The organism is Streptomyces sp. NPDC060031, assembly GCF_042736805.1.
Taxonomy (GTDB): Bacteria; Actinomycetota; Actinomycetes; order Streptomycetales; family Streptomycetaceae; genus Streptomyces.
Genome location: NZ_JBHWVM010000061.1, coordinates 14,984 through 27,604, shown reverse-complemented (window position 1 = coordinate 27,604; position 12,621 = coordinate 14,984). Strand labels below are relative to the sequence as shown.

General features: G+C 69.9%; 9 protein-coding genes and 3 tRNA genes. 5 read left to right on the top strand and 7 right to left on the bottom strand.

Annotation, left to right across the window (positions count from 1 at the left end):
* Window positions 1-32 precede the first annotated feature (32 nt).
* A complete protein-coding gene (locus ACFWB8_RS24735; RefSeq protein WP_385231026.1) occupies window positions 33-1,340 on the bottom strand; it encodes an MFS transporter in 1,308 nt (435 codons plus the stop codon).
* A 221-nt stretch (window positions 1,341-1,561) separates the two neighbouring features.
* Between ACFWB8_RS24735 and ACFWB8_RS24730 the strand changes: the two genes are divergently transcribed.
* Entirely contained in the window at window positions 1,562-2,719 is a 1,158-nt protein-coding gene (locus tag ACFWB8_RS24730; RefSeq protein ID WP_385231023.1) for a glutamate--cysteine ligase, read from the top strand.
* A gap of 500 nt (window positions 2,720-3,219) precedes the next feature.
* On the opposite strand, the gene ACFWB8_RS24725 is transcribed toward ACFWB8_RS24730, so the two are convergent.
* From ACFWB8_RS24725 to ACFWB8_RS24700, 6 genes are all read right to left on the bottom strand, one after another.
* Window positions 3,220-4,230: a hypothetical protein gene (locus ACFWB8_RS24725; protein WP_385231020.1), complete on the bottom strand. Its 1,011-nt coding sequence runs from the start codon at window positions 4,228-4,230 to the stop codon at window positions 3,220-3,222.
* An 860-nt stretch (window positions 4,231-5,090) separates the two neighbouring features.
* Window positions 5,091-5,498 (bottom strand): PIN domain nuclease, encoded by a 408-nt coding sequence (locus ACFWB8_RS24720; protein WP_385231017.1) that lies wholly within the window; start codon window positions 5,496-5,498, stop codon window positions 5,091-5,093.
* On the bottom strand, window positions 5,495-5,728 hold the full coding sequence (locus ACFWB8_RS24715) for a type II toxin-antitoxin system VapB family antitoxin (RefSeq protein ID WP_329313467.1): 234 nt from the start codon (window positions 5,726-5,728) through the stop codon (window positions 5,495-5,497). The genes ACFWB8_RS24720 and ACFWB8_RS24715 overlap by 4 nt, the downstream gene beginning before the upstream one ends.
* Before the next feature lie 441 nt (window positions 5,729-6,169).
* Window positions 6,170-6,246: transfer RNA gene (locus ACFWB8_RS24710), tRNA-Ile, on the bottom strand.
* A 185-nt stretch (window positions 6,247-6,431) separates the two neighbouring features.
* A tRNA-Asn gene (locus tag ACFWB8_RS24705) sits at window positions 6,432-6,504 on the bottom strand.
* A 5-nt stretch (window positions 6,505-6,509) separates the two neighbouring features.
* A tRNA-Asn gene (locus ACFWB8_RS24700) sits at window positions 6,510-6,582 on the bottom strand.
* A gap of 146 nt (window positions 6,583-6,728) precedes the next feature.
* Here ACFWB8_RS24700 and ACFWB8_RS24695 point away from each other — a divergent pair.
* From ACFWB8_RS24695 to ACFWB8_RS24680, 4 genes are all read left to right on the top strand, one after another.
* The gene (locus ACFWB8_RS24695) at window positions 6,729-7,034 is read left to right on the top strand and encodes a YtxH domain-containing protein (RefSeq protein WP_385231013.1); all 306 of its coding nucleotides are present in this window, start codon (window positions 6,729-6,731) and stop codon (window positions 7,032-7,034) included.
* A gap of 201 nt (window positions 7,035-7,235) precedes the next feature.
* The gene (locus ACFWB8_RS24690; RefSeq protein WP_385231011.1) at window positions 7,236-8,690 is read left to right on the top strand and encodes an FGGY family carbohydrate kinase; all 1,455 of its coding nucleotides are present in this window, start codon (window positions 7,236-7,238) and stop codon (window positions 8,688-8,690) included.
* A 204-nt stretch (window positions 8,691-8,894) separates the two neighbouring features.
* Entirely contained in the window at window positions 8,895-10,628 is a 1,734-nt protein-coding gene (locus tag ACFWB8_RS24685) for an ABC transporter ATP-binding protein (protein WP_385231008.1), read from the top strand.
* The gene (locus tag ACFWB8_RS24680) at window positions 10,625-12,547 is read left to right on the top strand and encodes an ABC transporter ATP-binding protein (RefSeq protein WP_385231004.1); all 1,923 of its coding nucleotides are present in this window, start codon (window positions 10,625-10,627) and stop codon (window positions 12,545-12,547) included. Before ACFWB8_RS24685 ends, ACFWB8_RS24680 begins: the two co-directional genes overlap by 4 nt.
* The last annotated feature ends 74 nt before the right edge of the window (window positions 12,548-12,621 follow it).

Genomic DNA, 12,621 nt, shown 5'->3' with positions numbered 1-12,621 from the left:
GGGCTCAGGGCTGCCGGCTCAGGACCGCCGGCTCAGGGCTGCGGCGACCGCGCGTCGTACCGGGCGAAGGCCCGCCACCGCGCGGCCAGCAGCCCCAGCACCAGTACGCAGCCGAGCCCCCCGCCCGTGATCGCCACGGCCGGGGAGAAGAGGTCGGCGGTGGTCCCGGCGAGGAAGTCCCCGAGCCGGGGCCCGCCCGCGACGACCACGATGAAGACGCCCTGGAGCCGGCCGCGCATGTCGTCGGGGGTCGCGGCCTGCATCATCGTGGAGCGGAACACCATCGAGACGCTGTCGGCGCACCCGGCCAGGGCCAGGAAGAACAGCCCGAGCCAGAGGTTGCGGGTGAGCCCGAAGGCGGCGATGGCCAGCCCCCACGCGGCGACGGAGAGCAGGATCGCCAGCCCGTGCCGGCGGATCCGCCCCTGCCAGCCGGAGAGCAGCCCGCCCAGCAGCGCCCCGACGGCGGGCGCGGTGACCAGCAGGCCGACGGTCTTGGCGTCGCCGTCGTACCAGAGCACCGCGATGGCCGGGAACAGCGCCTTCGGCTGGGCCAGCACCATGGCGGCCAGGTCGGAGAAGAAGTTCATCCGGATGTTGGGGCGGGTCCCGAGGAAGCGCAGGCCGTCGATCACGGACGCCCGACCGGGCTTGCCGGGCTTGGCGGGCTCGCCTGCCTTCCCGGGCCCGCCGGGCGAGCCCTCCCCCCGCTCGGGCCGCATCGACGGCAGCCGCCACATCGCGTAGAGGGCGGCGCAGAAGGTCACCGCGTCGATCAGGTACGCCGCCTGGTAGCCCCACCAGCCGACGATGATGCCGCCGAGCGCCGGACCGGTCATCATCCCGAAGGTCATGGCCGCCGAGTTCAGCGCATTGGCGGCGGGCAGCTGCTCGGCCGGCAGCAGCCTCGGGATCATCGCTGACCGGGCCGGACCGTTGAGCGCCCCGCACGCCGACTGGAGCGCGACGACCCCGTACAGGAGCCAGACCCGGTGGTAGTCCAGCACCGCGGCGGCGGCCAGCGCGATCGACAGGGCGGCCAGGCCGAGGGAGCTGTAGAGCCCGAGCGTGCGGCGGTCCACGGTGTCGGCGATCGCACCGCCGTACAGGCCGAAGCTGACGAGCGGGACGAGGGAGAAGAGACCGACGAGTCCGACGGAGAAGCTGGACCCCGTGATGGCGTAGACCTGGAGCGAGATCGCGAGGGCGGTCATCGCCTGGCCGAGCCGGGAGATGGTGGAACCGACCCACAGCCGGCGGAAGTCCGGGGAGGACTTCAGCGGCGTGATGTCGGCGAATATTCGCCGCCGGGGGCGGGTGGGCGCGATCGTACGGGTCACAGCGGATGATAACCAGCGGCTCCTGGGGCCCCGGCGGAGCGGAGTCCGGTCCCGCGTTCACCCTCCGCGCCACAGCCGCCCCACGCGGACCGGCGGCCCCAGACCGGGTTCACTCTTGCCGCTAACCCGCCACTATCACCGGACATTTGACCGAATCGACGTGCGCTCCTCCCCCGGTGTTCAGCTCATGATGAAAAGACTCGTATGTCCAGGGAGGCGTAGTGATCGAACCTGGCACCAGCACCACGAGCACGAGTTCCGGCACGAGTCCGACGACCGGCACGGCCCCGCTCACCCTGGGGGTCGAGGAGGAGTTCCTCCTCGTCGACGCCCGCACCCTGCGGGTGGTCCCGGCCGCGCCGCTCGTCCTCGCCACGGCCGCCGGACTCCCCCACGAACTGCATCCCGAGGGCACCCGCTACCAAGTGGAGATCTCCACCCCGGTGGCCGACTCGGCGGTGACCCTGCGGCGGGAGCTCGCGGGCCTGCGGCGCACCCTCGCCCAGGCGGCCCGCGCCCACGGCTGCCGACTGCTGGCCGCGCCCTCGCCCGTCCTGGCCGTGGACGGGCCGCTGCACCTGACCGACGACGAGCCGCGCCAGCGCGAGCAGCACCGCCGCTTCGGTGCGCTCACCGACACCCTCGTCAGCTGCGGCCGGCACATCCACATCGGCACGCTCGACGTGGACACGGCGGTCGCGGTGTCGAACCGGGTCAGACCCTGGCTGCCCACGCTGATCGCGCTGGCGGCCAACTCCCCCTTCTGGAACGGCCGCGACACCGGCCACGCCAGCTGGCGGGCGATGGCCTGGTCGGGCTGGCCCTCCGCGGGACTGCCCCCGCACTTCACGTCCACGGCCCACTTCCGACGCTCGGTGGAGACCCTGCTCGGCTCCGGGGCGGCCCTGGACACCAAGATGGTCTACTGGGACCTGCGCCCGTCGGGGAACTGGCCGACGCTCGAGATCCGGGCGCCGGACATGTCCCCGTACATCGACACGGCCATCCTGCAGGCCGAACTGGCCCGCGCCCTGGTGGCCACGGTGCTGCGCGACATCGCGGAGCAGCGTCCCGAGCCGGCCCTGCGGGAGGACGTACTGCGCCTCGCACGGTGGCGTGCGGCCCACGACGGCCTGGAGGGCTTCGGTCTCGACCCGTACACGGGCGCGGAACTCCCGGCGGCGGACCTGGCGGAGGCCCTGCTGGACCTGCTGGCTCCGGAACTGGCCTCCACGGGCGACCTCGACCACGCGGCCAGAACCCTGACGGCCCTGCTCCGCGACGGCTCGGGCGCCCACCGCCAACGCACGGCCTTCGCCCGCCGCGGCGACCTGACGGACGTCCTGCGCCACTTGGCGGACGAAACGGAGAACTTCTAACGGCGCCGAGCGCCGGAGCAGTTCCAGGGAACGCCAAAGCCGCAGGCGAAAACGTTTCTTCGCCTGCGGCTCGCAGTGGGGCGGGTGGGACTCGAACCCACGGCCGACGGATTATGAGTCCTTTGGGAATCTTGACGGCCCTTGATCATCCCTGCCGATTCTCCACGTTTTCCCACGTCAACATCGGGGTCTACTTAAGGGCTCTACTAGTCCTTGCCGATCCGTTCCTGTCCTTGTGTCCTCACGCCGTCCTCAACGCGTCCGACAGGACACCGCTCAGCAAGCGGCCCGAGCGGAGAGTCTCAGGCAGCTCCGGCTCACGGAACCCATGCGCAGCGGATTCCCCTTCCAACGCACAGAGGCTCCGCCCCCCGGAGCGGGCGCGGAGCCTCTTGTACCCGCAGCGGCCGGGGCGTCTGCTGCGATTCTGATCCAACAGGGAGGGCATCCATGATCTCGGAACCCTCCCACAGCCCGGAAACAACCGCTGCTTGATGGAGCTAGAACCCGAGCAAGCTTTTCAGCTCGGCCGCGCGGGCCATAGCGGACTTCGCCCCGTACGCCACGATGGACACCAGCACCGCCACAGCACAGCCAAGAACCGCAACCGCCAGGTCCGAAAGACCGAGCAGGGATCCCGCGATGACCGCACCAGCAGTAGCCGTGACCACTACCGCCAAGCGGAGCCCTTCACGGTTCGGAGGGGCGACCACGCCCTCGAGTTGTTCTTGCGGCAGGAGCTGTCCGATCTTCCCCTCCGCATAGTTGTTCGCGACGGTCACCAAGAGGGTGGCCAGGTCCGTCAGGGCCGTGTCGCCCCTGGTGTCCACCTGCTCCTCGGCCTGCCGCAGCTTAGTAATCACCAAGGCCGCACTGGCCTTGACGGCGCGGCGCCGGTGGGAGAAGAGTCCCAAGCTGCCGTGGATGCGGTGAACACGCGAAATGGAACGGCTCACGTTCGCGCACACACCGTCGAGACGGCGCAGGTTCGCATGACGTTCGTCGGATGTCGATGACGCAACGGCTTCACATGACCTGATGGCCGACATGACCAGCAGTAGGAATCGGTACCTTGTCAGCGTGGGGTTGTAGTGCGCCGCCCAAATCAGAATGGGCAGAAGTACCGCCGCGGTGAGGAGTGCAGACGGCCTCATGCCCTCCGTCGGATGTCCTGCGTAGAGCGACTTGAGCCCTTGCACGCACAGGTCGGCCGCCCCCCACCCGATGAAGAAGGTCAGCACCTGGTACAGCAACCGGACTTCCCCAGCAATGCCCTTTCCTGCCGAGCGCAGAGCCTCGGCGGGCATACCCGCCAGATCAAAATGCCGCAGAGCATCAGACATGGCCGAGAAGTGACTTTCGGCGGTGCTCGCGTTCCATCTGGTCCACGCCCTACTCAACGGCGGGATGCGCAAGGCGACCCATCGCAGGACCCGATAGGCCGTGACGACGAGAACCACCGCCAGCACGGCGAAGACCACTAATGTCGACGCCCTGACTATGCGGTCCATGTCTACGTCCAACGCGTCCCCCTCTTGCTCGTGTCGTGCCGAGGCGGAGCGTACCGGGGCCGTCGCCAGAGGAGGTGTGCACGCCCGAAGTGCCGATCCATTGGCTCAGCCCCACCTTCTTCAGTCGGAGGCAACTCCAACCCGCTTTGCACCCCCCCTGCGACGGTCGCCAAGGAGGCACAGCGGTCACTGCACCCCCTCTATCAGCCGGCCGCTACCTCAGCGGGACTTGCGTCCCGGCGCTGCGCCCGCATTGTTGGCGACGGTGCTCTTCTCGCCAGGCACGCCGCGTCCGATCAGACGCGAAGGGGCACGCGGGCCCCGTGCGGTAGCCGACGTGGGACAGCTGATGTTCGGCCCGCAGTCTGTCCGCGAGGCTCTGCCTCGCCTGCCGCCCAGTGACCCTGCGGCAAGGAGGGGAACTCACGGCGGGCTGCGGCCCGGGCGGCGCGGTAGAACTGGCCATACGCTCGGCCTTATTCCGAGCGGCACAGGAAGTCTCCGTACAAGTCACTGGCAAGGCTGCGGAGCACGGCGCAGTGGACCATCGTCCAGGTGAAGCGGGCGCCGAGCCGCGTGGCGGCCTGCTCGGCGCCCTGCTGGCAGAGGTGCGGGCGGCGGGACGAAGGCGACGTCCTCGGTGTCAACCTCACGGCGGAACGCCTGGATGGTGTGCTTGAACTCGTCCAGCGTGATCAGCACCAGGATGCCCCGGGGCTTCTTCTCGAAGGCCTGAAGCACGCGCCGCTGCTGTCTGCAGAGACGCTGCCAGGCCCTCAACCAGAGCCTCCCGCCTCCGGTGGTTCTGCACGGCGGGGCGATTGCCATTGACGCTGAAGTGCGTGGTGCCCGCGACCGGCTCAGGTGCGGATGTCCCGCTGCTGCACGTCCTTGAGGACACCCGCCACGGCTGCGAAGTCGTTGTCCACGTGGAGCACAGTGTGGCCGTGGTGGACCGCGGTCGCGCACACCAGCAGGTCGATCGGCCCGGCGGCGCGGTGCTGGCCGCGCTGGGTGAGTTTGTACTGGGCAGTGTCCACCCAGCGCCACGCGTTCTTCGGCACCGCGGACAGTGGACACAGCGCGTCCAACTCCTCGGCCAGCTCATCCCTGTGGGACGGACTGGTGGCCGAGTACAGGAACTCGGTCCTCGTGGGCTCGCAGACACGGAACACCCCGGCGGCGATATGCCCCTCCCAAGGCTGCAGCGCCCCCGGAGTACGGAACAGATGCCACAGCGCAGAGGCGTCGAGCAGGTAGGAGATCACTCGAAGGCCGCCCGCCGCGCCTGCTTCACAGCGTCGTATGCGGCAGCGGCCTGCTCAAACTCGCCCTGCGCCCCACGGGCAGCCAGCTTCTCCGCGACCTCCAGCCGCCGCACCCGGTTCACGTAGTCCCTCAAGGCCGCGTTGACCGTCTCCTTCTTCGTCGTGACGCCCATCAACCTCATGGCCTCAGCCAGCGCCTCGTCATCGAGATCAATCTGGGTCACCGACACGGTAACCACCTCCCTAATGGCAATGTATGTGTCCACGATACATCGCCAACATTCGCTGTGGCGGGGAACGACGAATCGCCGCCGCCGATGATGAAGACGGAGGCATGGTTGATTCAGATGTGCGACAGGCCACCAGCGGCGCGTTCGAGATAGAGGTCAATGAGGAGGAGAGCAGCCCCGGCCCACCCGACCACAGGGTCCAACTCGGACACCTGGCGGCTAAGCCGCCCCGCTCACAGCGGGCCTGATCCTGCAGTTGTGGCTCGCCTCAACCGGACCGCAATTGAGGCCATTCCGACTGCTTCCGACATGACGGACATCGGCGTCCACAGCGCGCCCTGTCGATCATGAAAGACCGACCGGCGGGGCCGTCAAGGTCCCCGGAGCTTCCGGCCCTGCCAGCTAAGACGCTGGTCAGAACGTTTCTGCTCCATCAAGCGATGGTGGGGCGGGTGGGACTCGAACCCACGGCCGACGGATTATGAGTCCGCTGCTCTAACCGGCTGAGCTACCGCCCCTTCACGGCGTGGCGCGTACACGTGTGCGCGCCGTCTGCCGCAGCATAGCCGCTCATACGATCTCCTGCTCCGGATGCCTCGCATGATCGGCTTCGCCTGCTCAGAGAGACCGCGCCGAGTGCTGCCCGGTTCCATGAGCAGGGCAAAAAAGAAGAGGACCCACTGGGGGTCCTCTTCCTTTCTTGCTCCCCCGACTGGACTCGAACCAGTAACCTGCCGATTAACAGTCGGCTGCTCTGCCAATTGAGCTACAGGGGACCGCGCTCCCCCGACTGGACTCGAACCAGTAACCTGCCGATTAACAGTCGGCTGCTCTGCCAATTGAGCTACAGGGGATTGCTGCGGTGCACCGAACAGCCCACCTCCGGCCTGTGCCGGGGGGCGAGTGCCCGTTGCGAGTCATAGATTAGCGCAAGCAGGGGGGTGCTCCGCCAATCGGTATCGCCAGCAGGCCGGGCACCACACGACGAAAGGTGACAGGCATGCGGTACAAGGTCACGTTCGTGGTCGGACTGGCCCTCGGGTACGTCCTCGGGACCCGGGCCGGACGCGAGCGGTACGAGCAGATGAAGAAGTCCGCCCGGGAGCTCGCGCAGAACCCCGCGGTGCGCAACGCCGCCGAGACCGCGGGCCACAGCGGGCGGCAGTTCGCGGGCCGGGCCCTCTCCGCCGTGGGCGACAAGGTCGGCGACGCGGTGCCGGCCTCGCTGGCCGGGCGGGTACGCAGCCTGCGCGGTCGGGTCGGGGGCGGTGCGGGCGAGGACGAGTGGGGAACGAGCAACACCTGACGGGCACTGACCGGCCTGACGGGCGGTGACCGGCCTGGCGGGCGGTGACCGGCTTGGCGGGCGGTGACCGGCTTTGGCGTGCGCTGACCGGCACTGACCGGCACCGAAACCTCTGAGGCTCCTGCGCGCCCGGGGGGCCTCGGAGGTTTCCGGGGCCCCGAGGCGGCGGAAGTACGCCGGGCGTGCGGCAGAATCTTCCGCATGGGGATAGTCGCCGGGCTGGACAGTTCTTCCGCCTTCACTCGCATAGTCGTCTGTGACACCGAGACGGGCGCCGTGCTGCGCCAGGGGTACGCCCCCCATCCGCAGCCCACCGGCGAGGCCGTTCCCCACGAAACCGATCCGCAGGCGTGGCTGCTCTCGCTCGGCGAGGCCGCGAGCGGCGGGCTCCTCGAAGGGGTCCAGGCCATCGGCGTCTCCGCGCAGCAGCACGGCCTGCTCCCCATCGACGCGCAGGGCGGCCTCGTCCGCCCGGCCCTGGTCGGCAACGACAAGCGCGGGCAGGTCGCCGCCGCCGACCTCATCGAGCGGCTCGGCGGCCGGCAGGCCTGGGCCGAGGCCGTGGGCTCCGTCCCGCACTCCGCGCAGCCCGTCGCGAAGCTGGCCTGGCTGGCCCGCGCCGAGCCGGAGGCGGCCCGGCGGGCGGCCGTGCTGATGTCCCCGCACGATTGGCTGGTGTGGCAGCTGCTGGGCCGCCCGGCCCGGCGGACCACCGACCGGGGCGGGGCCTCCGGGACCGGGTACTGGTCGGCGGCCACCGGTTCGTGGCGCCCCGACCTGGTCGAGCTGGCACTCGGGCACCGGGCGCTGCTGCCCGAGGTGCTCGGCCCGGCCGACGCCGCCGGGACCACGCCCGAGGGGCTGTTGATCTCCGCGGGCACCGGCGAGACCATGGCCGCCGCCCTCGGGCTGGGGCTCGGCCCCGGCGACGCGGTGGTCTCGCTCGGGGCCTCCGGGTCGGTGATGGCCGTGCACCACGAGGCGCTGTCGGAGCCGGGCGGTCTGATCACCTCCCTCGCCGACGCCGCCGGCATGCACCTGCCGGTGGTGAACACCTCCAACGCGGTACGGGCCCTGCGCGGCACCGCCGAGCTGCTGGGCACCGATCTGGAGGGGCTGAGCGCGCTCGCGCTGAAGTCGACACCGGGCGCCCACGGACTCGTACTCCTGCCGTACCTGGAGGGTGAGCGGACGCCGAACCTGCCGCACACCGCCGGGACCCTGTCCGGGCTGCGGCGGGACTCGATGAAGCCGGAACACCTGGCCCGGGCCTCCTTCGAGGGCATGCTGTGCGGGCTGGTGGACGCCCTCGACGTGCTGCGCAGCCGCGGGGTGGAGATCCGGCGGGTGTTCCTGCTGGGCGCGGCGGCCGAGCTGCCCGCCGTACAGGCCTTCGCGCCGGGGCTGTTCGGTACGCAGGTCGTCGTACCGGCGCCGGCCGATTACGCGGCGCTGGGCGCGGCCCGCCAGGCGGCGTGGGCGCTCGGTGTGGCGCAGGGCACGCTGGCCCCGCACACCCCACCGGTGTGGCCGGCCCCGGCGGCGCAGGTCTTCGAGCCGGACGAGGAGTTCCCGGCGTGGCAGGCGGTGCGCCAGCAGTACATCGCGACGCGGGAGCAGATCCACCCGGGCGCGTTCCAGCAGGGGGCGTTCTAGCCGGGGCGCCGGTCCGGCCGGGGTGCCGGTCCAGCCCGGGCGCCGGTCCGGCCCGGGCGCCGGTGCCGGATACGTCCCGCGACTTGGGACCCCGCGCGGGACGCCTACTCCTTTTGACCGGGCTTTGCGAAAAGTGTTGGGGTTCGGGGGCCCTGTTGGCCGAAGATGGGTTGACCCCTCGATCTTGCCGACCGGAGCCTACGCGTGCTCATACGACTTCTGCGGACCCACCTGGGTCCGTACCGGAAACCGATCTCCGTGCTGGTCCTGCTGCAGCTGTTGCAGACCAGCGCGAGCCTCTACCTGCCCACGCTGAACGCGGACATCATTGACAACGGTGTCGTCAACGGCGACACGGGCTACATCCTGCGCTTCGGCGCCCTCATGCTCGGCGTCTCGCTCGTCCAGCTCATCTGCAACGCCGGCGCCGTCTACTTCGGCGCCCGTACCGCCGCTGCCCTCGGCCGGGACGTCCGGGCCGCCGTCTTCGACCGCGTGCAGAGCTTCTCGGCGCGCGAACTCGGCCACTTCGGCGCTCCGTCGCTGATCACCCGCACGACGAACGACGTGCAGCAGGTCCAGATGCTCGTGCTGATGACCTTCACCCTGATGGTCTCGGCGCCGATCATGTGCGTCGGCGGCATCTTCATGGCGCTCTCGCTCGACGTGAAGCTGTCGAGCGTCCTCCTCGCCGTGGTGCCCGTCCTCGGTGTGTCCGTCGGCGCGATCGTCTTCCGTACGCGGCCCCTCTTCCGGCAGATGCAGGTCCGCCTGGACACCGTGAACCGGGTGCTGCGCGAGCAGATCACCGGCAACCGCGTGATCCGCGCCTTCATCCGCGACGGATACGAGAAGGACCGGTTCCGCGACGCGAACGCCGACCTCACCGGTGTCTCGCTGGCGGCCGGCAAGCTCCTCGCGCTGATGTTCCCCACCGTCATCGTGGTCGTGAACATCTCCAGCGTCGCCGTCATCTGGTTCGGCGCGATGCGCGTCGACAGCGGCGGCATGGAGATCGGCCAGCTGACGGCCTTCCTCGCCTATCTGCTCCAGATCGTCATGTCCGTGATGATGGCCACCTTCATGTTCATGATGGTGCCGCGCGCCGAGGTCTGCGCCGAGCGGATCCAGGAGGTCCTGGACACCGAGTCGAGCGTCGTCCCGCCGACCGATCCGGTGTACGAGCTCTCCCGGCGCGGACAGCTGGAACTGCGCGGCGCCGACTTCCGCTACCCGGGCGCCGAGGCCCCGGTGCTGCGCGGGGTGGACCTGGTGGCCCGCGCCGGCGAGACCACCGCGGTGATCGGCTCCACCGGCAGCGGCAAGTCCACGCTGCTGGGCCTGGTCCCCCGGCTCTTCGACGCGACCGGCGGCGAGGTGCTCGTCGACGGGGTGGACGTGCGCCGCCTCGATCCGGAGCTGCTCGCCAGGACGGTCGGCATGGTTCCGCAGAAGCCGTACCTCTTCTCCGGAACCGTCGCTTCCAACCTGCGCTACGGCCGCCCGGAGGCCACCGACGAAGAGCTGTGGCGCGCGCTGGAGGTGGCGCAGGCCAAGGACTTCGTCTCCGAGCTGGAAGGCGGGCTCGACGCGCCCGTCTCGCAGGGCGGAACCAATGTCTCCGGCGGCCAGCGCCAGCGGCTGGCCATCGCCCGCACGCTCGTGCAGCGCCCGGAAATATACCTCTTCGACGACTCCTTCTCGGCCCTGGACTACGCGACGGACGCGGCGCTGCGCGCGGCGCTCGCCCGCGAGACCGAGGACGCGACCGTGGTCATCGTGGCGCAGCGGGTGTCGACCATCCGCGACGCCGACCGGATCATCGTCCTCGACGAGGGCCAGGTCGTGGGCGAGGGACGCCACCACGAGCTGATGTCCGGCAATGAGACCTACCGGGAGATCGTGCTCTCCCAGCTGACGGAGGCGGAGGCCGCATGAGCGGGCCCGGAGGACGGATGATGATGGGGCCGGCCCAGCGGTCCATGGACTTCAAGGGTTCGGGGAAGCGGCTGCTGGGCCAGCTCGCCGAGGACCGGATCAAGATCTGGGGCATGGTCGCCGCCGTCTTCGGCAGCGTCGCCTTCACGGTGATGGGGCCGAAGATCCTCGGCAAGGCCACCGACCTCGTCTTCGCGGGGATCGTGGGCCGCCAGATGCCGGCCGGGACCACCAAGGAGCAGGCGCTCCAGGGGCTGCGCGACCGGGGTCAGGGCGGGATGGCGGACATGCTGTCCGGCACCGACTTCACCCCCGGCAAGGGCATCGACTTCGGCGCCGTCGGGGTCGTGGCGATCTGGGCGCTCGTCGTGTTCACCCTGGCGGGCCTGCTGATGCTGGTGGCCACCCGGCTGTCGAACCACGTCATGAACGGCACCGTGTACCGGATGCGCGAGGAGCTGCAGGCGAAGCTGTCGCGGCTGCCGCTGTCGTACTTCGACCAGCAAAAGCGCGGCGAGGTGCTCAGCCGGGCCACGAACGACATCGACAACATCGGGCAGACGCTCCAGCAGACGATGGGGCAGCTGCTCAACTCGCTGCTGACGATCGTCGGCGTGCTGGCGATGATGTTCTGGATCTCGCCGCTGCTGGCGCTGGTCGCGCTGGTGTCCGTACCGGTCTCGATCTTCGTCGCGGCGAAGATCGGCAAGAAGTCGCAGCCGCAGTTCGTGGCGCAGTGGAAGTCCACGGGCGCGCTCAACGCGCACGTGGAGGAGATGTACTCGGGCCACACGCTGGTCAAGGTCTTCGGGCGCCAGAAGGAGTCCGCGGCCGTCTTCGCCGAGCAGAACGAGGCGCTGTTCCGGGCTTCCTTCAAGGCGCAGCTGGTCAGCGGCGTCATGCAGCCGGTGATGTTGTTCATCTCGAACATCAACTACGTGCTGATCGCGGTCGTCGGCGGGCTGCGGGTCGCCTCGGGCACCCTGTCGATCGGTGACGTGCAGGCCTTCATCCAGTACTCGCGCCAGTTCTCGATGCCGCTGACCCAGGTCGCCTCGATGGCGAACCTGGTGCAGTCCGGCGTCGCCTCGGCGGAGCGGGTCTACGAGCTGCTCGACGCGGAGGAGCAGGAGCCGGACGCGGAGGTTCCGGAGCGTCCGCAGACCCTGCGCGGCCAGGTCACCCTCGACAAGGTGGCCTTCCGCTACGAGCCCGACAAGCCGCTCATCGAGAACCTCTCGCTGAGCGTGGAGCCGGGTCAGACGGTCGCCATCGTCGGCCCGACGGGCGCCGGCAAGACCACGCTCGTCAACCTGCTGATGCGGTTCTACGAGGTCACGGGCGGCGAGATCGCCCTGGACGGGGTGGACATCGCGAAGATGACCCGCGAGGAGCTGCGCGGCGGCATCGGCATGGTGCTCCAGGACACCTGGCTGTTCGGCGGCACCATCGCGGAGAACATCGCCTACGGTGCCTCGCGCGAGGTCACGCGCGCCGAGATCGAGGAGGCGGCGCGGGCCGCGCACGCGGACCGCTTCATCCGCACCCTGCCGGACGGCTACGACACCGTGCTGGACGACGAGGGCGCGGGCGTCAGCGCCGGCGAGAAGCAGCTGATCACCATCGCCCGGGCTTTCCTGTCGGACCCGGTGATCCTGGTGCTCGACGAGGCGACGAGCTCGGTGGACACCCGTACCGAGGTGCTGATCCAGAAGGCGATGGCGCGCCTCGCGCACGGCCGTACGTCCTTCGTGATCGCGCACCGGCTGTCCACCATCCGCGACGCGGACCTGATCCTGGTGATGGAGAACGGTTCGATCGTGGAGCAGGGCACCCACGAGGGGCTGCTGGACTCGGACGGCGCGTACGCGCGGCTGTACGCGGCGCAGTTCGCGCAGGCGGTCGCCGAGGTCGACTGACGGTCGCGTCGCGGCGCAAAGCGTTGCACGGCGCAGGGGGTGCCCTCATCCGGGGGCACCCCCTCCCGTCTTCC